Here is a 24957-nt window from a genome sequence, read left to right as displayed (position 1 = left end):
AGAACACCGCGCCTTCGTACCCACCTCCGAGGAAATGGAGGAACGCTACCAGAGTACTGAGCGGCTGTGGTCGGGCAATCCCAATGAGACCCTTGTCGATTATGCTGCGAAGCTGACCCCTGGCACGGCCCTTGATATCGGGTGTGGAGAAGGCGCGGATGCGCTCTGGCTAAAGAACCACGGCTGGGAGGTGTTGGGCATTGATTTCGCTCCGACTGCTGTGGCGCGCACCAACGCCCACGGCGTCGCAGCGCGGGTCACAACGTTTAATGACTTTAGCCATGAGCCCTTTGACTTGGTCAGCGTCCATTATGGTGGGGTACGCGCCACGCTAAAAGAGGTGGAAAAGCTAGAGCGATTGGTGGCTCCAGGCGGAACACTGCTCTTTGTCCATCACGATATGGAGTCGGCAGAGGTAGCGATGCCGGAATGGTTAGCGGAAAACCTGCGCGAGCTGGAGACGGTCGAGCTAACTCGTCGTGAGCGTCACCTGACGGAAGGCGCGGGTGCGCACCACCAAAGCGATGTCGTGCTCGTCGCTAAGCGTGCAGCCTAGAGGCTGAGCGCCTTCAAAATGGTGCGCAGTTTAGCGGTGGTTTCTTCCAACTCCGCTTGGGCATCAGAATCGCCTACGATGCCTCCACCGGCCCAGGCGCGCGCCGATAGCCCATCGCCGGCCACTTCTGCGCAGCGGATGGCTACCATGTACTCGCCGTCGCCGGAGCTATCGCACCAGCCGACCGCTCCGGCATAGAATCCACGGTCCGTTTCTGCAGTCTCAATGAGGGCTTGGGCGGCCTCTGCAGGGGTGCCACAGATGGCTGGTGTGGGGTGTGCTGCCAGGGCAAGCTCAAGAGCGGTCAAGTCTTTATCCTTGAGCGTCCCGGAAATTGGCGTACCAAGGTGCCACATCTCATTGGTGCTAATAAGTTGCGGGGTGTCCGGAATGTCTAGCCGCTCGCACAGTGGGCTGAGTGCCCGGCGTAAGTGGTCGACTACAAAAGCGTGCTCGTGGAGATCCTTGGAGGAGTGCAAGAGGTCTTGTCCTGCGAGGTGATCCTCAGCCGCCGAGGCGCGGCGCGGGGAGGAACCCGCTAGGGGAAAGGCCGACACTGTCGAGCCTTGACGCTTGACCAAAACCTCTGGGGAAGAACCAACCAGCATCGCGCCCGGCCGGCCAGCGGGGGAGAGATCAGCAATGAATCCGTCACGGTTGGCGGAGAGATCGATAAGGCGCGCCGCTACGAGGCGCGGATCGATAGCTTCTGGGAATTCGATGTCTACAGCGCGGGCCAGAACTACCTTTTCTAGTTTGGAGGTTTCGATCGTGCCGATGGCTGCCTCCACGCGGCGAAGGTGCTCCTCAGGCTCCGGATCGAAGCCAACCACGCGGGAGCTTAAACTTTGGTTGCGATAATAGGCGTGCGGCTCCAAAGGGCCCTCTTCGCGGATGATGGCCTCCGGCACCGTTAGCGCGGCGGGTGTGTCAGAGTCGAAAGGAATCGCACCGACGACCATGTCAACATCCTTGCTGCGAAGGGCGGAAATTGCCGCGTCGGTGTCATTGAAAGTGTGGCGCGCACCTTGGGTACGGACAGACCCCGTTGCTCGCGAGAGTAAAAAATCGGGGGCGGTGCTTGGTCTGTCTTCGTGCATGGGGATCTAGCTTAGTGCCTTGGGCTTTTCTTACAGAATTGAGTGTGCACTGGGCGTGTAAACAGTGAATTAAGTGAATGATGTGGTTAATTTTAACCTTGTGGCTAATGTTAGTAAGTTTCTTCACTATTCCCTGTACCTGATCCTTGTTGGTGTGCTGGCTAGCGGGGCGTTGCTGAGCGCTTCTCCTGCCCTCGCTCAAGAAGCGCCTGCTCCTGCACCGGCTCCAGCGCCAGCTCCGGCACCCGAAAACGCGAAGCCGGTTATTCCGCAGCCAGATGGATCCCACCTTGTTCCAGAAGGCGCTAAAGAATCTACCCCGGCGCCAGCAGGAAAAGGTAGCGGAGAAGACAACCCAGCACCTGCGCCTGAGGGATCATCTCTTCCCGAGCCAGCTCCGCGGCCAGCGATGGTAGATGCCAGCATCAATCCGAACCCGCCGTTTAAGCCGGGTTCCATACAATCGCTCAATATGGAGCATGAGGGAAAGACCCGCAGGTATCTATTGCGTATTCCCAATAACTATTCGCCGGATAAGGCTGCGCCTGTTCTCTTCGGCTTCGGTGGGTGGGGAGATTCCCCGGAGAACTACTCCAGCTACGCACGCATGCAGACCACTGAGGCCAATAACGAGGCCATCATCGTCTACCCGGAGGGGGTTGAGCGCGCTTGGGAGGCAGCGCCCTATGCCAAGACCCGCGATGGTGAGGACATCCGCTTCATCAAGCGCATTCTTGACTCTGTGGACAAGGACTACCACGTTGATCGAAACCGCGTATACGCCATGGGCATGTCCAACGGCGGCGGCTTTACCTCTGTGCTGGGCTGCCACGCCCAAGATACCTTCGCCGCTGTAGCCATGGTCTCGGGTGCATTTTATAACCCGGTCGAGGTCAACTGTGCAGATGCGCCGATGAATACCCTCATCATGCATGGTGTCAATGACAAGATGATGACCTATGAAGGCGGTGACCGGCACGAGGCTGGTTACTTGCCAGTGCGCACCGTGCTTGGCGGCTACCTGAAGCGCAATCGATGCGATATGACCTTCCAAGCTACTCCGGAGGCTGGCGGTTCCGAACGCCTGAGCTTCAACGGCTGCCAGAAGGATGTACAACTGGTCAAGGTGCCACAGGACCACACCTGGTTCTGGCAGCCAGATACTCCACGGGTGGTCTGGGACTTCCTCTCGTCCAAGGCCAGGGTATAAAACAGCGGCGCTTAGCCACGGATAAGGCCCAGTGGAGAGATCCTCTGGGCCTAGTTTCATTGTTGGCTGCTCAAGAGCCCTGCGCTAGTCGACGCGCGGCAGGTGGGTCGTAGCATCATCGGCAGGCTGCTGGGTTGGGGCCTTCTTCTTGCGGAAGAACTGGACATAGACCAACAGGCCGATGCCGAGCACCAGTGCGAATGCGCCTAGTCCGGCTAAAAGGCCCGCCCAGAAGCTGCTTTTTGCCAGGGTAGCGGTATACGCAGCGGCATTAGTCAGTACATTCTCAGAGTCCCTGCCTTCCGCAGCACCGGCATCCGGAACCTGCTGTGCACTAGCGGAGCCCGCAGCCTTGCCCTTAGTACGCTTAGTAGACTTTGCGTCCCGGGAGCCGGTGGACTTTTTGGCCGTCGAGTGGGAAGAACTGCTGGTGGAAGCAGAACGGTGCGAGCTTGTGCCAGTGGCCGCGCTTTTTCCGGTTTTCGCAGTGGAGGCAGAATCATTCACACGGCTAGCAGAGTGGTGGGTCGTAGCCCCAGAACCAGAACCGGACTTTCGCGGAGTACCAGAGGCTTGAGCTGAGCCCGTGGAGGGTGTGTTATGCGGCGCTCTAACCTTCCCAGCGTCTTTTGCCGTGGTGCGGGAGGCCTGCTTGCGCTTGCCCGCGCTATCCTCCCCAGAGTCCTTGTCTCCTTGTTGCGGCTTACCACCTTCTAGAAATTTCTGACCCTCCTGCAGGGTCTTTTCGAGCTCTTTGTCCAAGCCAGCGATGGCTTTGTCTACGTCTTTAACGTCTTTTTCAAGTTGCTTGGGGCGGCTATTTGAGTTGCCTTCGTTGCCGGTAGCAGCGTCAGCATCGGTATAGTCCACGCCGCACAGTTCTGTCGCCGTGGCCTGCTCGCCGACGAGGAAACCGGCATGGAGGTGGTGCCGGGAGCCGTCGGGAAGCTCAAAGGTAAAGCTCACCGCGTAGGTTCCAGGCTCGGTAAAGACAAAGGCCGGGTGGGAATGGGAGTTGCCGGGGTAGTCCCAGGCAGAGCCATCGGCAGTATCCATAAGTACCTTGGGGCCACCAAGCTCCATCTGGTAGGCCACGATACGGCCATCTTCGGGGCCCTGTGCGATAGCCATGCTCAAAGTAGCGGTGTCTCCGGCGGCGAGGAGATCCTGAGATAGCTCTTGGGTATTAAAACCTAGCCAGGGGGCGTTGGGATCTTGCGTTTGCGGCAGTACCCAGCCTTCATCGGGCAGGGAACTATCGCTGAGCTCGGAAAGCGGCTGCTTAAGGTCATCAGATACCTCAATGGCAAAGGACTCAGAGTCATGCTCGATACCCTTATCATCGTCTTTGACCTTGAAGCTGAGATCGCCGGAATCGCCGCTGAGCGCCATGTCCTGGTGTCCCTTGGTGATGAGGTCGAAGTCGCTGGAAGTGCATGCTTCAGTGGATTCTTCTGCATATGCGGTGGCGGGCTCGAAGAGTTCTACCCCCGCTCCCGGAAGGGCGCTGAGGCTTATCAGTCCCGCGGTGCCGAGGGCCACCGCGGTGCGGCAGACAGGTTTCATGAGGAGACGGATTCCTTTCGTGGGGTGGGGTGTGGGGCGTCGGAAAGCGAGGCACCTGCGTGCTTGCGGGCGCCGAGAAGTGGATGGATGGCCCATACAACCAAGAAAATGGCGGTGAGGGTGAGCACGATGGTGGCGCCGGCCGGAAGATCAATGGCCCATGCCAGGTAGATGCCGATGAAGCTGGACAGCGCGCCGATGAGGGCGGAAAGCCACATCATGGTCGTTAGATTTGTGCTAAGCAGGCGTGCCGTCGCGGCCGGAGTGATGAGCAGCGCGAGGACCAAGATATTGCCGATGGTGCTCACGGAAATGACCACTGCGGCCGTGACACACAGGTACAAAATGATGTCCAAAACAAAGACAGGCAAGCCCATTGCGCGGGCAGTTTCCCGGTCCAAGCACGTGGCGTTGAGCTGGGGTCCAAAGGCTATAACGATGGCGACAACTACGGCGCATACGCAGCCCGCGACGATAATATCGGTGCGGGAAACGCCGGTGAGTGAGCCGAAGAGGAAGCTTGTCAGCGAGGCACTATAACCATCGGTGCGCGAGATTATCACCATGCCCAAAGCGAAAGCAGCGGCGAAGAAGATACCGATGATGGAATCTGCTCGCACGTGGCGGCGCTGCGAAAAGGCGGCGATGAGCAAGGCCACAACTGCACCGGCGACTGCGCCACCCACGAGCACCGAGGCTTGCAGGGCGAAGGCTATGGCTAGGCCCGGGAATACGGCGTGGGAGACGGCGTCGCCAATAAAAGCCATGCCGCGCAGCACGACATAACAGCCGATGACGCCGCATACGATGGCCGCAAGCAAGGAGATGCCTACCGCGCGGGCGAGAAAGTCAAGGTGGGGATTGACCAGGTCGCGCAGGAAATCGAGGAAGGAAATTTCTATCATGCGGTGACTCCAATGGCAGAAAGCAACGGAGAACTGGCGCGTACCCCAAAGGTTCGCGTCCACGGCTCGATCTGGTTGAGAAGCAACGAGGCGGAATCATCGGCTACCACGGTGCCGTTAAAGAGAATGAGGCGGTGACAAGAATGTGCGGCTTCCGAAAGGTTATGAGTGGACATAATGATGGATGTGCCGCGCTGAGAAAGCTCTTCAAAAAGCTCGAGGAGCGATTCGGTATTGGGCGCATCTAGTCCGGTAAAGGGCTCATCGAGCAACAGCACGTGTGGTTGTGTGGCGAGTGCCCGGGCGATGAGCACGCGCTGGCGTTGACCACCGGAGAGTTCTTCGATGGGGCGGGTAGAAAATTCTTCCATGTTCACCAAACGAAACGCCTCTGTTGCTGCGGCATGATCCTTAGCGCGCGGTCGCTTCAGCCAGCCGATAAGGCCGGTACGGCCGCTGAGCACGGTGCGATAGACATTGATGGGAAAGCCCCATTCCACCTCGTGGCGCTGGGGAACATACCCCACGGTGCCGGAGATGCTCCGAGTTCCGGAGGAAGGGATAAGCCCTAAAATGGCGCGCATGAGGGTGGTCTTCCCAGCACCATTGGGCCCGAGGAGCCCGATGAATTCACCGGGGTGGACCTCTAGATTGGCAGCGGTAATAACGCTGCGGTGCGAGAGCGAGACGTTTAGATCAGCAACGGAAATGAGCGGTTTAGCCACGGCTACCGCCCCGCTTGGCTGAACGCAGGGCGAGCCCTAGGGCCAGCAGTAGCACTACGGCGCCAACGCCGGCGAGGACAAAAACCCAGGTGGGAATAGACGAGCCTGCGGTCTGAGCGTTGTCTGGATTCCAGGTAGTGTCTTGGGCCGCTTGGACGTCGGCATCATCGCCCACGGCGAAAGTGAGTACGCCATCGGTGCTGAAATCGGCGCCGTCCTTGGTCTTGCCCTTCACCCTGATGCCTACCTGATGGGTGCCTGGCTCCGTAAACGTCCAGTTGGCGTGGGTGTGGGTATTGAGGTCTACCCAGAAGTCCTCGTCGCTCTTCTGCGCGGTGGACCACAAGAGCTGTGGCGCTTCAAAACCGCCGTTTTGTAAGAAGAGGGAGAAATCGCCCGGGCCGGAGTGGCCGAGGAATTCCATGGTGACGCCGCGGTCGGCGGCGTCGACAAGGGAGGGCGCCTGGGTATTCCAGCCCAGCCAGGGAACGCCGACTTGCTCGGTTTGGGGAACCACCCAGACCTTATCACCGGACTCAGCTCCAACGAAGCCAAGGTCATCCGTATCGGGAAGGGCTTGCTGTGCTTTATCGCCCACGGAAAACACGAGGTCGTCCAAGTGACGCCAGACTGGCTTATCGCCGGCATCATCGCGGGCCATAAGCTCAGAATCCGTGCCATCAAGCAAGGCACCAACGTCTACGTGACCGGTGTCGATGACCTTTTCTTCGCCCTGGGGAGCAACGTGTTCATCGGCACCGACCACCTGGGCGAGGTCGCCCGCCCAAGCAGTGCTGGTAGAAAGTGCCAGACCTGCAGTAAGGACGCAGGCGGCGGTGCGGGTGGCGGTACGAGTAGCGAATTTAAGCATTTTTATCTCCATGGGTGGGGTTGGGGTTCAGGCAACGCTGCAGGGAATCAGCGTTAAATTTCATAAGGTCGATGTAGGAGCTGACGGTGTCATCGAACGTGTCGCCGTAGATGGGGCACAGCTCAACACCTTGCTCCCCGGCAGCTTGAGTGAGGGTATCGGCGCTTGCCTGCTGCACGGGTTCGACGAAGACGGCGGGCAGGTGGAGGTTTTCCAATGTGCGGCGCAAGGCGATGACTTCTCGCGGGGAGGGCTCGATGGCCGGATTGGGGGTGACAAAGCCCGCCACAGAAATGTCATATCCTTGTTCCAGGTAGGCGTAGCCATGGTGGGTGGTCACAAGGTGCCGGTTTTCTTGAGGAATGGAAGAAATGGCGTGCTCTACGTAGGAATCCGTATCCCGCAGGCGCTTGGTGTAGGCCTCCGCTCGTTGGCGGTAGGACGCCCCGTGGGAAGGATCTGCCTGCGCCAATTCCTCAGCAATAACATCGACGTAGGCGATGGCATTGTCCACGTTGTGCCACAGGTGAGGGTCCACCTCGCCGTGAATGTGCTTTCCTAGTACGGCCTGCGGCAGGAGGTAGGTATCCTCGCCTGGCGTGCCCAGGAAGCGGTAGGCCGGATCCGGCGGGATGGGCTGCAGAACCGAAGACGGGATAGAAACCGCAGTAGTGGTGGGGTCAAAGCGCCTGTCTTGGTCGCGCAGATCAATGCGCCCTTGGGTCAAGTCGCCTTCAATATCCAGGTGTCCGGAATCTATCACTTGCATGCCGTTAGGCGGGTTTACTCCCACGGCCACAGTGAGGTGTTGGACGTCGGTGCCCTCTGCTTGGAACCCGAGGTCGTAGATTCCCGGCTGGGAAAATCCCCAAGACACGTGCGTGTGGGCGTTGGCCGGCAAGGTCACTGAGTCTTTTCCATCGATGCCATCGGCCGAGTTAAAAAGGACCTCCGGGGTGCCGAAGGTAGAGACCACATAGGCCGCGACGTTACCTGGCCCATCGGCAGAGACCATGCGGAAGTCCACTCCGGAAGAGCGCTGCTGTGCGCCGCTGATGCGCAGTCCCAGCCAAATTGCCTCGAGCGAGACATCTTCTACCAGCGGCACCAGAGTGGCACCGCGGGTGGAGGCAGCATCAGCGACTTCCACCACGGGGGCATCGGTGGATTCGTGCAGCGTATCGATGAGAGACTGTGGCTCCAGCAAGTAGCCATTGCTCAGCGCCAAATCGGCATTGGCAACATCGCGCACCGTGCGCAGCGTTGGCTCAAAGGTATGCGGATCTTTTCCGCTGGGGATAAGGCTTTGTACCCGGGCATCTTCTCCCGCGACGTTGCGCGCAAGATCCGCGAGGATCGGGGTGGTGGCCACCACGGCGAATTTTTCTCCGCTTCCGGTATCCAACGCAGCCGAAGTGGCACAACCAGTGGCCAGCAGGCAGGAGCCCAGCAGCGCGCCTATGGTCCGAAGCCTGCGTCTATGGGAAAGCGCACGCGTCATTAGTCCGCTGCCTTAGCTACAGCTAGACGGGCAATGCCTAGGCCGAGGAAGAGCATGCCCAAGCCCAACGCTCCGATGCCGAAGGGAACAATAGGAGTCCCCGTATTGGCTAAAGAACCGCCCTTGCTGTGTGCCTGCCCGGACTGGCCAGTGTTTGATCCGGTACTTGCGGTAGAGCCACCAGCGCTTGCCGACGCCCCACCTGCCGCAGCACCATGCCCGCAGTCGCCGCCCTCCGGATTGACCGCAGCGCCCAAGTCGAAGTGCCCGTTGTCAAAGGCTTCAGCCGGCTTGTCGCCGCCGACCACGAAGTGAAGTGTCGCTTCACCGGCAACTCGCTTGCCCTCATTGGTCTTGGCCACCTGGCGGATGGTGACGTCATAGGTGCCCTGCGCACCAAAGACCCAGTTGGGGTGCACGTGCGTATTGGGCGCAATCGAATAGGTACCCTCCGCCGCATCTGCATTGCCGCGGAACCACTCATCGCCCACGATCTTTCCCAATCCACCCTGGGAGTAGACCATCATCGGGCCGGGTCCCTTGAAGCCTGCTAACTCCCAAGTGACGTCGCCAGGGATATTCTCGCGCATGGTCGGACTTTGGGTATTAGCGCCGAGCCACGGCACACCATCGACCTGGGTAGAACCAATCATCCACGCCTGACCAGCTGGCACTGGACCTACCTCTTGCGGCAGATCGACGCTGGATTTATCGGAGAGATAAAAGGTAGCGCCTTCAGCATCGCGCCACTGGGAGGGGGAGACCGTATCGTCCTTGATTTGCGGCGTCATGCCCGGGGTGCACTCTTCGTCCCCGGAGGCGCCGGACTTATCGGCAGCTGCAGCGCCGCCCTTGTCTGCTGACCGTTGGGCGCTCGAGGCTTCTTGGTCATTGCTAACCTCGCCCGTGTCAGTCGATCGATCCACTGTGGACGCATCGCCGCCATCGCCCACTTCCCAGGTGTAGGTCACAGCATTGCTGGTTTCGCCGTTGGAATGGGCTCGCACCGTCATGGTGTAGGTGCCGGCCTCACTAAAGGCCCAGTTGACGTGCCGGTGGGCTGGATTGGGTTGGTTGATGACCTCAACGCTGGTGAGCTCCATTGAACCGGAATCTGTAACCGTCTTGACATCGCCAAAGCCGCTGGTTTCAAAAACATACACTGAACCAGGTCCAGAGACTTCGGCGAATTCTAGGTCAACGTTGTCAAAGCCACCATCGCGTGCAGGCTGGGTATCCCAGCCCGGCCAAATGATGCGCTGATCTTGCGTCTGCGGCAGGAAGTAGGTCGGCCGGCCTATCTCCGGTACGGCCTCGGTGGCATCCGACCAGGCATCCTCGACAACCTTGAGCACCACATCATCGCCGGAGCGTGGAACGCCCGATCCAGTGATGTCTTCCTTCATTGACAGATGTAGCTGACCATCTGGGGCCGTGACATAGAAGGCGTCTACATGCCCAGAGTCGAAGACCTCATCAAAGGCAAGTGCCGCGGCGGGGGAGAAGAAGGCCAATGCTGTGGCAAAGACGGCGGCAAATACCTGAATAAATCGGCGCCGCAGCGGGACGCGCCGGGAGGCAAAAGATGGTGAATAGTGCATTGTGGTTTCCCGTCTATTTGGTGGGGTAGAAGAGGCTTAGAAGTTGAGGCCGAAGCGCTTGCGGATGAGGTCCTCGTTATCTCGGAAAAAGTTATAAAAGGCCTTGAAAATCACCACGAGGACCGCTGGTAGGACCAGACTCCACGGGCTAAACGAGGACCCTGTGGGCTCTTCTGGCCGGCCGGGGTGGGCTGGTGTGTCCGGGTTATCAGGCGCGGACGGTTGCGTGGAAGGCTCCTGGGAAGGCTTATCTGTTGGACTTTCGCTGGGCTCTCCGCTCCCGGTCGTGCCCGGCGCGCGGAAAGAACAGGAATCCAATGTCTTATCGCCTACGGCAAAGGTGAGGGTTTGGGGCGCGGACTTTAGCTCCTTGCCGTCCGTGCCCGTGGCCGTATAAGTAGCCTCAAAGGTGTACAAGCCAGGCTTGGAAAAGGCCCAGTGCGTATGGGTATGGGCCGGAAAGTTGGTTTCGATGGTGTAGTCCTTAGCCGCAGAATTGGCGAGGACCGAAAAACCTCTGCCATGGGTGCCATCGATAAATGCGCCCCATTCGGCACCGTCCGGTGTGGAGGTGGGCTTCAAGTTGAGGTTGACGGCATTGTCCTTGGTTGAGGAATAATCCAGGTCCTGGGTGTTATAGCCGGGCCAAATGATGTTTTGATCCTGGGTTTGTGGCAAGTGATAGAAGCGCTCACCAGGCTTTCCTAGGAAATCGAACTCCTTGCCTGCGAGCTTCTTATTGCGCGGGGTGAGTGCATTATCGTGTACGCCGAGCACCACGTCATCGAGTTTGCGGTCAACAGATTTCTTGTCCACCTGTGCCGTGTCATCGCGCAGAACCGTTGCAAAGCCTCCCTCGGCAGGCTGGGCCTTGATGTCTACATGACCACGGTCTAGTAGGTACTTCTCGCTGCATTGTGCATTGCCGGCTTGCGGTTCTTCGGTGCCGGGCTGCGGCGCGGAAGACGGAGTGTCTTCCTTGCCTGGGGTAGCCTCCGGTTCTTCATTGGAAGTGGAGAACTTCCCACTGACTTCATAGTTTTCACCAAAAGCAAAAGACTCCGTAATAACGCTGCTAGCGTGTCCGGCCTTAACAGTGGAATGGGGGAAGAGGTTAACCTTGGCAAAATAGCCTTCGAAGTACTCGCCCTCATCAAAGGCGACCTCGCCGTGGCCGTTAGTAATAGGGGTTTCCAGATCCACGGTGGGGTATTTAGCCCCCTTCGTGTCATAGAGCCCGCCGGTGAGAAGGCCGTTGAAGTTTTTATCGTCAGTATCCACCACAATCTTGGTGCCCCCATTGCCCTGCTTGCGCATGCGGATGGTGTAGCCGAGCTCCTTTAGCTCGGTTTCCTCGGTGGGGGCAAGCTGGCGCGGCTGGGAGGTTTCCTGCCACGTATCAGCGGCGGCAGAAGAATCGGTGTGGCTGGATTTGCCGGGTTGGAAGTCAAGGGGCTGGGATATCCAGTGTGGGGAATCGCCCTCAGGGGTAAAGACGGCCTGTATCTGGGACGAGTCGGGGCCCATATATTCGTCCCACTGAGCATGCCCGTCCTTAACGGGAAGGTCGGTGAGGAAGTAGCCGTCGATAAGCAGAGTGAGGGTGCCTTGTGCCTTGTTCTTGGCGTCGAAGGAAATGGTGGTGAGCTTGTTGTCACCGTCTTTTTCGGGATTGGACTTAGGGGCCATGCGCAGGCTGTAGCCAGCAGCAGCGGCGTTGCCGGCCGCAGACTGTGCGAAGCGTTCCTTGAGGCTCGGCGTTTTTTCCTCTTTGGGCTTTTGCCCGCCAACTTGGATGGTGGTGGTCTGTGGCTCATTGGCTATGAGCTGGCCGTCCTTTCCGCGCGCACTGGTGCGGTAGGTCAGGCGGTATCGTCCTGGCTTGGTAAACAGAGTGGAGTTGTGCGTATGTGTGCCGGCAACAATGTAGGCAGAGTGCGGCGAATCCAGGAAGGAACCGAGCATGCGGTGCAGCTGGGTGCCTGCCTCATCATCTTTATTGGTAAAAAGCTCCACCTCGCCGGGGCCATCGACGCTGAGCAAGTCAAGGAAGGCTACGCCGTCACGGAATTTGTCCGTGGGCAGCGAAGCATCTGCGCCAAAGCCCAGCCAAATGGGCGAAGTATTACCGGATACCTGGTGCGGCGCTGTGTAATAAGTCGTGCCAGGGGCCCCAATGTAGTCTTGGGTCCCGTTTGCCGGAAGCGTATAGAGATACTGGTTGCTGTTATCCGTAGCGCTGTAGCCCTTGCCCACCCAGGCAACAGTGTCTGCAATCGGGGGCTCTTGACCACCAAACTCGGACTTTAGGACGAAATCGTTGTTCTCCCAGAAAGACTTGGGGGAGTCAACGTGGGTATTGGTAGCGATGTGCTTGCCATCATCGGGGCCTGCGACAGCCGTGGCGGGAGTGATAAGTGCCAAAGTGCTCAGCGTGGCAAGGAAACGGATGCGTGGGGAAGCCACAGTTGGGAAGGCCTTTCTACAGTTCTCACAAGTTCACCAGAAACTATAGAAAATGATTCTCATAACCTGTTAGCCGTAATGGAAGTCAGTTTCATTGACCTGTGGTTTTGTAGTGAAACTCGTTTCCAATTACCCCAATTTGCGTGTAGGAATAGACTGCAAACCGCTAGGCGCCGGGCAGGTTTTAAGGGCGCTTGGGCTGGTGCGGACTGGAATCGGCGGCTCCACTACGATGGTTGGCATGACTGAAGTACGCGTTAGATTCTGTCCATCCCCAACCGGCACACCGCACGTAGGCATGGTGCGCACCGCACTATTCAACTGGGCCTATGCTCGCCATACCGGCGGCAAGCTGGTATTTCGCATCGAGGACACCGATGCCGCCCGTGACTCTGAAGAGTCCTACCAGGCCATCATTGATTCCCTGACCTGGCTTGGGCTGGGCTGGGATGAAGGCATCGATGTCGGTGGCCCACACGAGCCTTACCGTCAGTCCCAGCGCATGGACATCTACAAGGAAGTTTTGGACAAACTCATCGACGGTGGCTTTGTCTACCCGGCATATTCCACTGCCCAAGAGGTAGAGGAGCGCCACAAGGCGGCCGGCCGTGACCCGAAGCTGGGCTATGACAACTTTGACCGCGATCTCACCCAGGAGCAGATCGATGCTTTTGAGGCCGAAGGTCGCAAGCCTGTCTGGCGCCTGCGCATGCCGGAGCAGGACTGGACCTGGACTGATCTGGTGCGCGGGGAAATGACCTTCAAATCTGAAACCCAGCCAGATTATGTGGTGGCTCGCTCCAATGGTGCGCCGCTCTATACCCTGGTTAACCCGGTTGATGACGCCCTGATGCGTATCACCCACGTGTTGCGTGGTGAGGACCTGCTTTCTTCTACTCCGCGTCAGCTCGCGCTTTACGACGCCCTTAAGAAGATTGGCGTTGCCGAGTTCACCCCAGAGTTTGGCCACCTACCCTTCGTGATGGGCGAGGGCAATAAGAAGCTGTCTAAGCGCGACCCGCAGTCCAACCTGTTTAACCACCGCGATAACGGCATCATCCCGGAGGGCATGCTCAACTACCTGTCCCTGTTGGGCTGGTCCCTGTCCGCGGACCAGGACATCTTCAGCATGGATGACTTGGTAGAAAACTTCGACGTCCACGACGTGCTGGGTAATCCCGCACGCTTTGACCAGAAGAAGCTCGAGGCCATCAACGCGGATCACATCCGCCAGCTAGACCCAGAAGAGTTTGCCTTCCGTCTGCGTAACTACTTGACCGAATACACGGATTTCCCGGCTGACTATGACGGTGAGAAGTTCGCCTTCGCCGCAGATCTTGTACAAACCCGCATCAAGACTCTGTCTGATGCCTATGGTCTCATGAGCTTTTTAGTGACCCCGGATGCCGACCTAAAGCTCGATGAGAAGGCGGCGAAGAAGAACCTCAAGGAAGAGGCCATTCAGCCTCTCGAGGTGGGCATTGAGACCCTCGAGGGCATTGCGGAGTGGAAGACCGAGAATATTGAGGCGGCACTATCCAAGGCCCTTATTGAAGACCTTGAGTTGAAGCCTCGTAAGGCTTACGGTGCTCTGCGCGTAGCTATTTCCGGCGCCCAGGTTTCCCCGCCGCTCTTTGAGTCCATGGAGCTGCTGGGTAAGGAGTCCACCCTGGCCCGCCTTCGTGCGGCCCGTGAAGTGACTCCCTACGTGCCGGCGACGCAGTAGGAGGAGTGCCTCCCGTAAGGCGGCGATAGATATCTAATCCCGCCCTTCGATGTGGCGAATGACAGCTGAACTACAGCGCTGTCATTCGCCGCTTTTTTATTGACCATTCTACTGGCCTGAAAATGGCGTGTGCGCTGGCGATTTGGCAGTTTACGCGTTGATCATTATAGTTATTACACGTTGCAGCGAGCAGGGGAGCACAGCCGGAAGGCAGTAAGCTTCCAACGCAAGTTAGCAAATGGCCTATGGTGTAATTGGCAACACAGCGGTTTCTGGTACCGCCATTCTAGGTTCGAGTCCTGGTAGGCCAGCAGTGAAAATGCTTTAAACGGCAGGCTCACTAGTTCTATGCCCCGTTCGTCTAGCGGCCTAGGACGCCGGCCTCTCACGCCGGTAACACGGGTTCAAATCCCGTACGGGGTACAAAGACCTCCAACCTAAAGGTTGGAGGATTTTTCATATCCGGGGCAATGTCTTTTTCTGTCTTTTTCTAGCGAGAGTCTGGGGTGCGACAACGGCGCAAGTAAAACTGGTTATAACCTACCCCCAGACCATTGGACTCGTCCGTGCAGTTAGCCGCGTCCTGCCAATGGAACCAGGGTTAAGACCACCGCGAAGTTGCGCAAAACCCTTCCTGTCCTGCACGTGCAGGCATAGACTGCAAGTACAGCAGAAAACAAACAGAAAGGAGAGCGGGTGACAGAAAGCGAAACGCACCACAGCCAAGGCGCACAGCCCGAAAGCACAGCTAGGTAGTAACGCTATAATCCACAACTTCCTTCCCACCAACGTTTGCATGAAGTATAGGAGCCTGCAGCATATGCACTTCGACGCACAGCGCCATCCCGAGTCCTACTAGCACAGCGTTCTCGGCCACGGACTATCCACAGATTGCTTGCGGAATAACCACTGATTCGATCCGCACCTCGGCCACGAAGAACCCTCACTGCAGTACCGGACTCGGGAATTTTTGCGTTTTCCTTCGCCTGCCCTCAAAACCCTCCTTGACCGCGCGATTTGTGCTGAATTAACCCATCGTTTACTCTTAACAAGTCCGCAACGCACAGTGTGCGATTGCTGCGAACGCGCCCCGTTCGTCTAGCGGCCTAGGACGCCGGCCTCTCACGCCGGTAACACGGGTTCAAATCCCGTACGGGGTACCAACGGAAAGCTGCGAGCCACATGGTCCGCAGCTTTTTCTTTCCCTTAGACCTGTCCGGTCTAGCGGCATGTAGGGCAGGCCTCGATGTCCAAGGGCTAACCGTCCTGCCCGCGGCACGGTATATAGGAGCTGAGGTAAAGAGCGGGGGCACAGATTCCCGTAGCGGTCCTTCAGTAGGGACTCAAGTGGGCTGTAAGTGGTTACGTGCCCGATAGCTGTGTTCGATGGAATCCCTTAAGAAGGAGCTAGACCTAGCGTTAAAGGGTATCCGAGTCCTTCCTAGCGGATGCATATTCGGCTTTTCCAGCCCCTTCTAGGTCTTTCGGGCACTAGCGTGGGACCCGACCATGAAAAAGCCCACCAAACCGTGAAAAGGGCTTGGTGGGCGGTGTAGGAAGGGCGGGAGGGGAGACGTCGGCAAGCGTGGCTACGCCATAACCTTCGTCTTTTTAATCGCTTTCTGCAGGCGCTTGTGATAGGCATCCATGGCGCGGCGGAGAACGAGGCCGACGATGAGTGCAGGGATGGTAAATAGCAGTAGCATGCCCAACTCGCGCCATATATCGCCGTGATAGGTGCCCGCAATGGCGCTGCGGAAAGCATCAATGGCGTACGTTGCTGGCAGCCACGGGCTCACGTTCTGGAACCATTCAGGCAGCAAAGGCAGCGGATATGCGCCGCCGGAGCCCGAGACTTGTATCACGAGCAACAACACCGCCAAGGCCTTGCCGGCACTATCGAGTGTGATGACAAGTGCATAGATGATCAACATAAACACCAGTGAGACTATCCATGCGGCAAACATGAGCATGAATGGGTGAGCAGGCTCGATCTGGACGAAGAAGATGAGGCTGAGAACCACCAAGGTGGCCTGCGCGAGGCCGACCAGGCCGAGTGTGGCAAAGCGGCCGAAGAACGCTTGACCACGGGTGAATTCGCTCTCGTCGTACTTCCCGTTCTCGTCCTTGCGCAAGTATTTACGCTCGGCGTTGGTATGCACCAGCACGCATGCCAGAAGGGCGCCTACCCATAGCGACAAGGTGAGGTAGAACGGCGTCATACCCACGCCAAAGGCAGCGACAGGGTAGACCGGCTGGCGGTCAACAGCTACGGGAGCGGCGATGCGAGAGGCAAGCAGTTCTGGATCGTTGCCGACGATATCCGCCAGCTTGGCCAAATCGCCGCCACGGCGCACCTCGTCGATCTTGCGGCCCATGTCCGCAAAACGGCCGCTTTGCTCCCGCAGGGTGCCGGCAAGGCCGGCAGTGGTATCGCGGGCGCGCGCCAGGCTTTGCTGTGGCGACTCGTCATTCTCGGAAACCGAGGAGCGAATGCCTGCGATGTCCTGCTTGATAGCATCAATATCGTCCGCGACAACCGAGACGCTCTGGTTGAGCTGATCTAGCTGCGGTTTGAGGTTCTCGTTATAGGAATTGCGTGCCTTTTCAGCAGCCTGCTTGGCATTGGCGATGGCATCCTTGGTGCGCTGCCGGGAGTCTTGGGACGTGCCACGGCCTTGCTCAAGGTCATCGGCGGTAGATACGAGCGAATCATGCAGAGCGTTGCTCTGGGCAATGGAGGCATCAATCTGGCCCATCATCGCCTTATATCCACCCGCGACCGCGGCAGGTAGGGCTACTTTATCGGCTTGGTCCTTGATGGAAGTGCGAACTTCCTCAAAGGCCTGAGTTTGCTCATCCACCCGTTCAGCAGCGGTGCGGTAGGTCTGCGCCGTTTGTGCGCTGGTGTTGCTTGCATTATTGAGCAACTCATCGACCTGGGCAGAGAGTGCATCGTAGCTTTGCGTTGTAGCCGCCAAGGAAGCGTCGAGCGAACCAGCCGAGTCATTGAGGGTAGAGCGCAGAACGTCGATGGGGTTTTCGCCTTGGTCATTGTTGGTCTCCGTAGCCTGGCGTCCAGCCTCGGCGAGAATATTGTCCGCAGCCTGCGTAAGAGGCAGGGTGGAGTCGACCAGATTGCTTAGTGCACCTACGGTGCCAGCCGCAGCATCAAGGCGGGTGCTGACGTTATTGACGCGATTGTGCAGGTTATTGAGTGCAGTCTGGGTATCGTCTTCATTGAGGTATTTATCAAAATTCGAGACGACGCCAAGGCCGACATTGGATACCACGCGGGTGAAGGACTCGTCGATTTTCTGGATGACGCCGTCCGCACTCTTTTGCGTGATGGTGGTAGACAGCGCATTCTTCTTCTCATTTGTATAGAGGTTGAGCTTGCTTGGTTCGGTTCCTTCTACATAGAACGTGAGAAGGTCCGTGCTGAAGTCTTTGGGAAGGACAATGCCGGCATAGTATTCGCCGGACTTTGTTCCTTCGACTGCATCGGCGCTATCAGTAATGACCCAATCGATATCGTGATTGCGGCTGAGCTGCGAGAGCACCTCATCGCCCAGATTAAGCTTCAGGGAGGCGAGGTCGCTTTCGTGGCCTTCATCCTCGCTAGCCACAGCAATCTTGAGCTGGTTGGTATTAGCAAAAGGATCCCAGCTAGCCAGCACGTTGAAGGAAGTGAAAAGCAACGGGATGATGGCAAGGCCAAAAATGATGACCGCGGTCATTACATTGGTGCGAATGGCGTGGAGGTCATCGCGGAGGATGGTCAGAGTGTTTTTCATGACTTACTCGCCTCCCTTTCCGGAGTCATCACCATCAACGGCGGGCATTTCCTTGGTCTCGCTGGTATTAGAAGGTGTGGATTCTTCGTCTAAGTCCTCTAGGAGGTAGCGATTTGGGTGTTCCTGTTGGTGCACGAGGTGCTCCTGGATTTCCTCATCGCTGAGATCCGCCAGGCGGTTATCGTGCGCGATGCTCTGCTTGACGTACTCAAGGGAGCAGATAACACCCACCGCAATGAGTGTAACCAGGCAGGCCAAGCCGAAGATGATGGCCTTTTCTTCAGGATTAATGCGTGAGTAGATGCCTAAAGCGACGACTAACGCTAGGCCTACCGCGACGGTAATCTTCATCAGCTGGGAGTAATTCCTGCGCGCCATGCTCCATTTATCTTCCAAGCTTTGTTGGTACGCCTCGCGGTCATTCAAGGCATAGAGGAGGTCGGTAAAGCGGTACCGGCTGCCGACCAGATGGACCTGCTCATTGATAACGAGACCGCCCTTATGCAGTTCGTCGTTGACCAGCATGTTGACGTTGGACAGGCCGCGGCGCAGCACAGTACCGATGAGGTAAGCGATCGCGGCCATGCCGATGAGCGCGGCAAGGTCGCGTGCATAGTGGTTGCCGTAGAAACCACCAACGGTCTCGCGCATGGCATCGATGCCATAGGTAAAGGGCAGGAATGGGTGTACGGCGCGGAAGAAGTCCGGCGTCATTTCAATGGGGTAGATGCCGGATGCGCCCGGAATCTGGATGAAGGCGATGACCACCGCGATGCCGCGGCCTACGTGTCCAAACGTAGAAATCAAACTATAGGTAATGCTCAGGTAGCACAGGCCTACGATGACTGCGGTAGCGACGTAGGCCAATGCATTGGCATGTTCAACTCCAATGGCCAGGTTGCCGATGGAGACGATGAGTGCCTGTGCGATGGCAAAGAAGGAAAGCAAAAGGAAGCGGGCAAGGTAAGCCTTGGTAATGGTGAGGTTCTTCCGGCCCTGCGGGTCTACCTCCGCGCGGAAGATGATGAGCAGCATGAACGCGCCGATCCACAGAGTGAGGTTGATAAAGAGCGAGGACATGCCGGAACCGTAGTGCTTTACAGGGAATACGGCGTGGCTTTCCATCTCTGCAGGGGAGGCAAGGAAGGAAGACACCTCATCGGTGTTCAGCCCCTTGACAGACTGCAGGATGGAATTGTTATTGGCGGTATTGCTCAGCGCAATCACATCGCTGCGGGAGGCGCGAAGCCCCTCCTCAATACCGTCGAGGTCCACAGAAAAGCGCTCAACTACTTGCTGGGCCTGGCTTAGCTGCTCGTCGACGCCGCCCAAGAGCCCATCGGTTTGCCCTACCAGTGCCTGCTGGCTTTCGAGTGAGGCGGAAAGTTTGCCGGTGGTAGCGGTGACGTCGGAAAGCGCAGCATTGAGCTTGGGCAGGCCTTCGGCCACATTATCGCGCAGCGCGTGGGAATCATCGCGCGTTTGGGCGGCCATCTTTTCCAACATGCCCGTGGTCTTATTGAGCGAATCGATGGTGTCGTTCGTATCGCCGTTGAGAGTATCTAAGTCACCGAGAACGGCCTTATTCTGGTCATTGCGTTCGCGGAGGTCTCCTACCTGATCCTTAATCTGTTGGGAAACCTGTGGGGGCAGGGCCGGTGAAGACGCAAGCTTTTCAAGCTGATCGATAGCCCGGTCAGCTTCACCGACGATTCCTGCCGCGCCCGCAGAGGCGGCACCGACGCGATTGAGCGCGCCGCGCAATTTGCCGGAGACCGAGCCTACGGTGGCATTGGCGGAGGCGGTTCCATCTGCCATCGCGGTCGTGCCTTCTACATAGGCGGCGGTGGCATCATCGGAGAAAGAAGTAACTTCCCGCTGGACCTCTGCAGTAATGGAGTTAAGTTGATCCAGGGCGGTCTGGGCATCATCGATGGTCTTTTGCACCGTGCCCAAAGAATCACGGGCTTGCGCGATGGTAGGGCGCGCGTCTTCGATGGTGGAATGCACGTCAGCAAGCTGGCTGCGGGAGTTGGCTACCGTATCTGCAGTCTCTGAAAAAGAATCCGCGGTCTTGCTTGCGGTACTGTTAATCTTCTGGCTCAAATCGCCACCGGAGTTCTTTAGCTCGGTGGCCACCGAATCCGCTACCTGCTCATTAAAGGTAGAGCTAATGGTGGTGTCTAGGGTCGAAGCGCCAGTATCAGTAATCTTTGGTGCAATGGCGTTCAGCTTTTCATTGACGTGATATTCCAGCGTGGGCTGAGAATAGGTACCTTTAAAAAGGCTAACGAAATCGGCCGAGAAGTCCTCGGGGACGATCACCGAGGCGAAGACGTCACCCTTCTTAACGGCGTCTTCGGCTTCCTGGCGGTCCATGAACTGCCAGCCCAGCTTGTCATTGTCATGCAGCTTGTCAATCATCTGCCCGCCGACGTCTAAGTGGCCGGTCATCTCCGAGGATGCGCCTTTGTCCTCATTAACTACGGCGACTTTGAGGTGTTCTGTGTTTCCGTATGGATCCCAGAAACCGGAGATGTTTACCCAGGAATACAGGGCTGGGGTGATCATCAAACCAATGAGGATCACCCAGACCTGCGGGGTCCGCCACAAGCGGACAAAATCTTGGAGAAAAATCTTCCAACTAGTAATCACTCGAAGAACCGTAGCACCCAACCGGAAAGAACTAATAGTCTGACTGTCAGTTTTAACAGAAATGAGAGAGCGCGTCCTGTCGAACTTGCAGATATGTTTCTGGTGTGAATTTCGGGAATGAGTTCAGGAGTAGGGGTGGGCATAGAAAGGCCGCCTAGGCTCATAGTTCAAGGGGCCTAGGCGGCAAGCGATTTGGGGCTAGGCCCCGATAGGCGCTTAGTGCTCGTCGTAGTGATCGCCGTGGGCGGCGTGGCGGTGACCGTCATGCAGGTAGTCCACGTGGTCGCCGTGCGGGATCGCTACGTGGCCGCAGCCTTCACCATGGGTGTGGTTGGCGTGCGCCTCGGCTTCAACGTGCTCGGTGGTCTCGCACTCATCCCAGTGGCCATCATGCTCACGGTGAATGTGGCCCTCGTGGAGATAGTCGGTGTGGTCACCGTGCGGGAAGGAAGCGTGGCCGCAATCGGCGCCATGGGTGTGGGTGTGGTCTTCGTGGGTGGTGTGGGTCATGATGCCTGATCCTCTCTGGTAGGGGACGTTCCCCGTTGTTTTCAGTGTGTTTTCATTAAAGTGTATTTTCATTTGAGTTTCAATAGGTGTGGGCGCGTTTCTCTAATTTTCTGGTTTGGGAAATAAAAGGGCCCGCCTCCTTGGGGCTAGGTGGAGGCGGGCGTCGTAAAGCTGGGGAGGGCCTTAGAGGAGATTGCTCAATTCGCGTGCGGCGGAAGTGAGAATGTCGGCGTATTTCTGGGCCGGGGAAGGTCGGAAGCGCTCGGCAGATCCGGAAATCGACAACACTGCGAGGAAGGTTCCGGAACTATCGAAAACCGGCGCTGAGATGGACGCTAAGCCGGCTTCGCGTTCCTCAATAGATTCGGAATAGCCTTGGTTTCGGGCCGCCTCAATGTCTTCTTGGGTAAACGAGGCGTCTTCGGTATTGATGTCTACATATGCGGCAATGATGCGTGCGGCAGAGCCGGAGCTAAGTGGTAGCTGGCGCCCGACTGGCACGACGTTGTGGAGGCCGGATTCCGGCTCCCTGGAGGCGATGCAGGTGCGGGTATTTCCGGTGACCTCATAGAGCTGGATGGATTCTCCGGTATGCTCGCGCAGTTTCTCTATGATTGGCCCGGCTGCCTCGAGGAGGTGATCGCGGTTGCCGGGAAGGGCTGGGCCGGCCTTCCACTTTCCATCGGGGGTGCGAACGAGAATGCGGTGTGCTTCGAGTGCGGTGGCCAATCGGTGTGCTGTCGCCCGAGGTAGCCCCGTGGTTTCGCATAATTCATTGAGGGTGGAGGGGTGGTTGGCGGCGGCCATCATTATGGCCATTGCTCGATCCAACACCTTAATTCCGGAAACTGCGCTATACTCTCCCATACAATGAAATCTACGTCCCAACTTATGAGATTTCAAGTGTGGAGAGATGTTTATGAACCAGAAGCTGACATTGGCAGAAAAAGTGTGGCGAGATCACGTCGTCCAACACGGCGACGCTGGGGCACCAGACCTCATCTTTATTGACTTTCAGCTATTACATGAAGTTACCAGTCCGCAGGCATTTGATGGCTTGCGGCTGGCCGGCCGCACGTTGCGTTACCCTGAGCTGCACTTGGCCACCGAGGACCATAACGTTCCCACGCAAGGCATCAAGTCCGGCAACCTCTTGGAAATCAAGGATGAGGTTTCACGCACCCAGGTATCGACCCTGCGCAAGAATTGCGAGGAATTTGGAGTGCGCTTGCACTCTATGGGTGATGCCCAGCAGGGCATTGTGCACACAGTTGGCCCGCAGCTGGGAATCACCCAGCCGGGTATGACAATCGTGTGTGGCGACTCGCATACCTCCACGCACGGCGCCTTTGGTTCTATCGCCATGGGTATTGGCACCTCTGAGGTAGAACACGTCATGGCTACGCAGACGCTTTCTTTAAAGCCATTCAAAACCATGGCTATTGAGGTGACTGGCGAGCTGCAAGAGGGGGTATCTGCCAAGGACCTCATCTTGGCCATTATCGCGAAAATCGGTACCGGTGGCGGGCAGGGCCACATCATTGAATATCGCGGTGAGGCCATCCGCAAGATGTCCATGGAAGCGCGCATGACCATCTGCAATATGTCTATTGAGGCAGGAGCCCGCGCTGGCATGGTCGCTCCCGATGAGACGACCTTCGAGTATGTCAAGGGCCGCGAGTTCGCTTCCACAGGAGCAGACTGGGATGCTGCAGTTGGGTATTGGAAGACACTTCCCACGGACGAAGGCGCAGAATTCGATACTGTCGTGGAAATTGATGGCTCCTCGCTGACCCCATTTGTTACGTGGGGAACTAATCCTGGACAGGGCCTTCCGTTAGGGGAGAAGGTCCCAGATCCGGAAGATTGTGGTGATGATAATGAAAAGGCCACTGTGGAAAAGGCTTTGCAGTATATGGACCTGCAGCCAGGTACTCCGCTGCGCGATATCAAGATCGACACCGTCTTCGTTGGTTCCTGTACCAATGCCCGCATCGAAGACCTGCGCGCTGCGGCCGACGTGGTCAAGGGGCGCACCATCGCTGCCAATACGCGGATGATGGTCGTGCCGTCCTCCGCCGTGGTCAAGGCCCAAGCGGAGAAGGAGGGCCTCGACGAAGTCTTCCGACAGTTCGGCGCGGAGTGGCGTACCGCCGGCTGCTCGATGTGCTTGGGTATGAACCCGGATCAATTGGCTCCGGGTGAGCGATCCGCCTCCACTTCCAACCGCAACTTCGAGGGGCGTCAAGGCCCTGGTGGGCGCACGCACCTTGTCTCCCCGCAGGTGGCTGCCGCGACTGCCGTGACCGGTTACCTGTCTAGCCCGGCAGATCTGGATTAAGCGCTTAGAAAGGCATTGACGATGGAGAAATTTATTACGCATACGGGAACGGGCGTGCCCCTGCGCGCTTCCAACGTGGATACTGACCAGATCATCCCCGCGCGCTATTTGAAGTCGGTCAAGCGTACCGGCTTTTCAGATGGCCTATTTTCAAACTGGCGCTCTGATGACAACTTTGTACTCAACCAGGCGCAATTCAAGGATGGCTCGGTGCTTTTCGCGGGCAGTGATTTTGGCACCGGCTCCTCCCGTGAGCACGCAGTGTGGGCGTTGAGCGAATACGGCTTCCGCGCCGTGTTTTCTTCCCGCTTTGCTGATATTTTCCGCGGCAACGCTGGAAAGTCCGGACTGCTTACTGGATTGATGGAGCAAGAAGATATTGAGCTCATCTGGAAACAGCTGGAAGCAGGAGAAACCCAGGTCACCGTGGACCTGGAGGCTCGAACAGTCACAGTGGGTGAAAATACCTACCGCTTCGATATTGATGACTACACCCGTTGGCGGTTGATGGAAGGGCTGGATGATATCGGCATTACGCTCCGCAACGAGGATGCAATCGCTACGTACGAATCGCGTCGCCCCAGCTTTAAGCCTGCTGTTCACGCCCAATAGCAGAAGAAGCGATGGCGATCGGCGGGTCCAGCAGTGCCCCTACAGTCCTGCTACGCGAAGGGGCCGTAGGGGCGCTGTGCGCTCACACGTGAACTTCAAACTTCCGCCTTGGGGTAAAAGAGGGGTACAACTCGGTAACGTATAGGTAACAATTGCTTGCTCGAGTTTCCCGCACCAATGTATGCCCCTAGCTTTAAATTTATGAGCAATCCCTATTCGAATAATGATTCCTTTAATTCAAGAAACAACGGTGCAGAGTATCCCGGAGCTGGCAATGAGTCTGCATCTCGTGGGCACGACGCGAATAGCCAGTCTGGCTACGGACAACAGCACTTTGGTCAACAGCAATTCGGCCAGGAACAATATGGACAGCAGCAATACGGCCAGCCTGGATACGCCGGAAGCCCGTATCCGGGAGACGATTCCCTGTTTGGCCGGGATGTAGATGCCATTCAGGTAATCGGTGATAGCTTCCGCTACTTCGGCCGCAATTGGGCGCAGTGGATTTTCGGTCCACTGGTGCAGATGGTAGTTGTCTTCATTCTCTATTTGCTGTTGGTCGCCGTCCTAGCAGGCAGCGGTACATCCATTGACGCCCTAGCCAATAGTGGCTCGGGTTCCGATGCCGCGCTTACCGGTGGGCTCATTGCGGTAATGGTCCTAGCGTTTATCGCTATGTTCCTCGTGCTGAAGCGTCCTGGGTTTAGTTCCTACCTCAGCTAAGGAAGGATTGAACTATGCCTAGAAAGTATTCCGTCGAGTTCAAGGAGAAGGCGGTCCATCAGATCATCGAAATGGTCCGCCTGGAGTCTTGC

At 57.5% G+C, this 24957-nt stretch carries 18 protein-coding genes and 3 tRNA genes; 9 read left to right on the top strand and 12 right to left on the bottom strand.

Going from position 1 to position 24957, the window contains the following annotated elements:
- The first annotated feature begins 34 nt into the window (after positions 1-34).
- Complete coding sequence (locus QP934_RS04875) at positions 35-556, top strand: class I SAM-dependent methyltransferase (RefSeq protein ID WP_419126975.1); 522 nt, start codon at positions 35-37, stop codon at positions 554-556.
- Here the strand turns inward: QP934_RS04875 and QP934_RS04870 are convergent.
- Positions 553-1656 (bottom strand): isochorismate synthase, encoded by a 1104-nt coding sequence (locus tag QP934_RS04870; protein WP_337888959.1) that lies wholly within the window; start codon positions 1654-1656, stop codon positions 553-555. The two genes, QP934_RS04875 and QP934_RS04870, sit on opposite strands and share 4 nt — an antisense overlap.
- Positions 1657-1756: 100 nt before the next feature.
- Between QP934_RS04870 and QP934_RS04865 the strand changes: the two genes are divergently transcribed.
- A complete protein-coding gene (locus QP934_RS04865) occupies positions 1757-2866 on the top strand; it encodes an alpha/beta hydrolase family esterase (RefSeq protein ID WP_419126949.1) in 1110 nt (369 codons plus the stop codon).
- A gap of 84 nt (positions 2867-2950) precedes the next feature.
- Here QP934_RS04865 and QP934_RS04860 read toward each other — a convergent pair whose 3' ends face one another.
- The 7 genes from QP934_RS04860 to QP934_RS04830 are packed head-to-tail and all read right to left on the bottom strand — an operon-like array spanning position 2951 to position 12501.
- Complete coding sequence (locus QP934_RS04860) at positions 2951-4432, bottom strand: choice-of-anchor M domain-containing protein (RefSeq protein WP_419126948.1); 1482 nt, start codon at positions 4430-4432, stop codon at positions 2951-2953.
- Entirely contained in the window at positions 4429-5337 is a 909-nt protein-coding gene (locus tag QP934_RS04855; RefSeq protein ID WP_419126947.1) for an anchored repeat-type ABC transporter permease subunit, read from the bottom strand. Before QP934_RS04855 ends, QP934_RS04860 begins: the two co-directional genes overlap by 4 nt.
- Positions 5334-6062, bottom strand: coding sequence for an anchored repeat-type ABC transporter ATP-binding subunit (locus tag QP934_RS04850; protein WP_419126946.1), 729 nt, complete (start codon positions 6060-6062; stop codon positions 5334-5336). The genes QP934_RS04855 and QP934_RS04850 overlap by 4 nt, the downstream gene beginning before the upstream one ends.
- On the bottom strand, positions 6055-6933 hold the full coding sequence (locus QP934_RS04845) for a choice-of-anchor M domain-containing protein (protein ID WP_419126945.1): 879 nt from the start codon (positions 6931-6933) through the stop codon (positions 6055-6057). The genes QP934_RS04850 and QP934_RS04845 overlap by 8 nt, the downstream gene beginning before the upstream one ends.
- A complete protein-coding gene (locus tag QP934_RS04840) occupies positions 6926-8434 on the bottom strand; it encodes an anchored repeat ABC transporter, substrate-binding protein (protein ID WP_419126944.1) in 1509 nt (502 codons plus the stop codon). The genes QP934_RS04845 and QP934_RS04840 overlap by 8 nt, the downstream gene beginning before the upstream one ends.
- Positions 8434-10035, bottom strand: coding sequence for a choice-of-anchor M domain-containing protein (locus QP934_RS04835; protein ID WP_419126943.1), 1602 nt, complete (start codon positions 10033-10035; stop codon positions 8434-8436). Before QP934_RS04835 ends, QP934_RS04840 begins: the two co-directional genes overlap by 1 nt.
- 36 nt (positions 10036-10071) lie before the next feature.
- Positions 10072-12501: a choice-of-anchor M domain-containing protein gene (locus QP934_RS04830; RefSeq protein ID WP_419126942.1), complete on the bottom strand. Its 2430-nt coding sequence runs from the start codon at positions 12499-12501 to the stop codon at positions 10072-10074.
- Positions 12502-12733: 232 nt separating this feature from the next.
- On the opposite strand from QP934_RS04830, the gene gltX reads away from it, so the two are divergent.
- From gltX to QP934_RS04810, 4 genes are all read left to right on the top strand, one after another.
- On the top strand, positions 12734-14227 hold the full coding sequence (gltX, locus tag QP934_RS04825) for a glutamate--tRNA ligase (RefSeq protein WP_419126974.1): 1494 nt from the start codon (positions 12734-12736) through the stop codon (positions 14225-14227).
- Positions 14228-14466: 239 nt separating this feature from the next.
- Positions 14467-14538 (top strand) — tRNA-Gln (locus QP934_RS04820).
- Positions 14539-14577: 39 nt separating this feature from the next.
- Positions 14578-14650 (top strand) — tRNA-Glu (locus QP934_RS04815).
- A 664-nt stretch (positions 14651-15314) separates the two neighbouring features.
- Positions 15315-15390 (top strand) — tRNA-Glu (locus QP934_RS04810).
- A gap of 426 nt (positions 15391-15816) precedes the next feature.
- Here the strand turns inward: QP934_RS04810 and QP934_RS04805 are convergent.
- The 4 genes from QP934_RS04805 to QP934_RS04790 all read right to left on the bottom strand — a co-directional run bounded on the left by QP934_RS04805 (position 15817) and on the right by QP934_RS04790 (position 22056).
- The gene (locus QP934_RS04805) at positions 15817-18024 is read right to left on the bottom strand and encodes a YhgE/Pip family protein (RefSeq protein ID WP_419126941.1); all 2208 of its coding nucleotides are present in this window, start codon (positions 18022-18024) and stop codon (positions 15817-15819) included.
- A 3-nt stretch (positions 18025-18027) separates the two neighbouring features.
- Positions 18028-20679, bottom strand: a complete 2652-nt coding sequence (locus tag QP934_RS04800; RefSeq protein ID WP_419126940.1) for a YhgE/Pip family protein — start codon at positions 20677-20679, stop codon at positions 18028-18030.
- A gap of 216 nt (positions 20680-20895) precedes the next feature.
- Positions 20896-21189, bottom strand: coding sequence for a hypothetical protein (locus QP934_RS04795; protein WP_419126939.1), 294 nt, complete (start codon positions 21187-21189; stop codon positions 20896-20898).
- A gap of 183 nt (positions 21190-21372) precedes the next feature.
- The gene (locus QP934_RS04790) at positions 21373-22056 is read right to left on the bottom strand and encodes an IclR family transcriptional regulator (RefSeq protein ID WP_419126938.1); all 684 of its coding nucleotides are present in this window, start codon (positions 22054-22056) and stop codon (positions 21373-21375) included.
- 52 nt (positions 22057-22108) lie between these two features.
- Between QP934_RS04790 and leuC the strand changes: the two genes are divergently transcribed.
- From leuC to QP934_RS04775, 3 genes are all read left to right on the top strand, one after another.
- Positions 22109-23530: a 3-isopropylmalate dehydratase large subunit gene (gene leuC, locus QP934_RS04785; protein WP_419126937.1), complete on the top strand. Its 1422-nt coding sequence runs from the start codon at positions 22109-22111 to the stop codon at positions 23528-23530.
- Positions 23531-23551: 21 nt separating this feature from the next.
- Positions 23552-24142 (top strand): 3-isopropylmalate dehydratase small subunit, encoded by a 591-nt coding sequence (gene leuD, locus QP934_RS04780; RefSeq protein WP_225747031.1) that lies wholly within the window; start codon positions 23552-23554, stop codon positions 24140-24142.
- Positions 24143-24343: 201 nt separating this feature from the next.
- Complete coding sequence (locus QP934_RS04775) at positions 24344-24865, top strand: hypothetical protein (RefSeq protein ID WP_419126936.1); 522 nt, start codon at positions 24344-24346, stop codon at positions 24863-24865.
- Positions 24866-24957: the final 92 nt, after the last annotated feature.

Origin of the sequence: Corynebacterium sp. MSK122 (genome assembly GCF_030229435.2) — a bacterium.
Classification (GTDB): Bacteria; Actinomycetota; Actinomycetes; order Mycobacteriales; family Mycobacteriaceae; genus Corynebacterium; species Corynebacterium marquesiae.
Note: the sequence above shows the minus strand (reverse complement) of the source record. Positions and strands in the feature narration are given on the sequence as shown.

What these genes read in the sequence shown, in the direction of transcription:
- QP934_RS04875 (WP_419126975.1), top strand. Translation starts at nt 35, where the DNA reads ATGGAGGAACGCTACCAGAGTACTGAGCGGCTGTGGTCGGGCAATCCC.
- QP934_RS04870 (WP_337888959.1), bottom strand. Translation starts at nt 1,656, where the DNA reads ATGCACGAAGACAGACCAAGCACCGCCCCCGATTTTTTACTCTCGCGA.
- QP934_RS04860 (WP_419126948.1), bottom strand. Translation starts at nt 4,432, where the DNA reads ATGAAACCTGTCTGCCGCACCGCGGTGGCCCTCGGCACCGCGGGACTG.
- QP934_RS04855 (WP_419126947.1), bottom strand. Translation starts at nt 5,337, where the DNA reads ATGATAGAAATTTCCTTCCTCGATTTCCTGCGCGACCTGGTCAATCCC.
- QP934_RS04845 (WP_419126945.1), bottom strand. Translation starts at nt 6,933, where the DNA reads ATGCTTAAATTCGCTACTCGTACCGCCACCCGCACCGCCGCCTGCGTC.
- QP934_RS04840 (WP_419126944.1), bottom strand. Translation starts at nt 8,434, where the DNA reads ATGACGCGTGCGCTTTCCCATAGACGCAGGCTTCGGACCATAGGCGCG.
- QP934_RS04835 (WP_419126943.1), bottom strand. Translation starts at nt 10,035, where the DNA reads ATGCACTATTCACCATCTTTTGCCTCCCGGCGCGTCCCGCTGCGGCGC.
- gltX (WP_419126974.1), top strand. Translation starts at nt 12,734, where the DNA reads ATGGTTGGCATGACTGAAGTACGCGTTAGATTCTGTCCATCCCCAACC.
- QP934_RS04805 (WP_419126941.1), bottom strand. Translation starts at nt 18,024, where the DNA reads ATGAAAAACACTCTGACCATCCTCCGCGATGACCTCCACGCCATTCGC.
- QP934_RS04795 (WP_419126939.1), bottom strand. Translation starts at nt 21,189, where the DNA reads ATGACCCACACCACCCACGAAGACCACACCCACACCCATGGCGCCGAT.
- QP934_RS04790 (WP_419126938.1), bottom strand. Translation starts at nt 22,056, where the DNA reads ATGGGAGAGTATAGCGCAGTTTCCGGAATTAAGGTGTTGGATCGAGCA.
- leuC (WP_419126937.1), top strand. Translation starts at nt 22,109, where the DNA reads ATGAACCAGAAGCTGACATTGGCAGAAAAAGTGTGGCGAGATCACGTC.
- leuD (WP_225747031.1), top strand. Translation starts at nt 23,552, where the DNA reads ATGGAGAAATTTATTACGCATACGGGAACGGGCGTGCCCCTGCGCGCT.
- QP934_RS04775 (WP_419126936.1), top strand. Translation starts at nt 24,344, where the DNA reads ATGAGCAATCCCTATTCGAATAATGATTCCTTTAATTCAAGAAACAAC.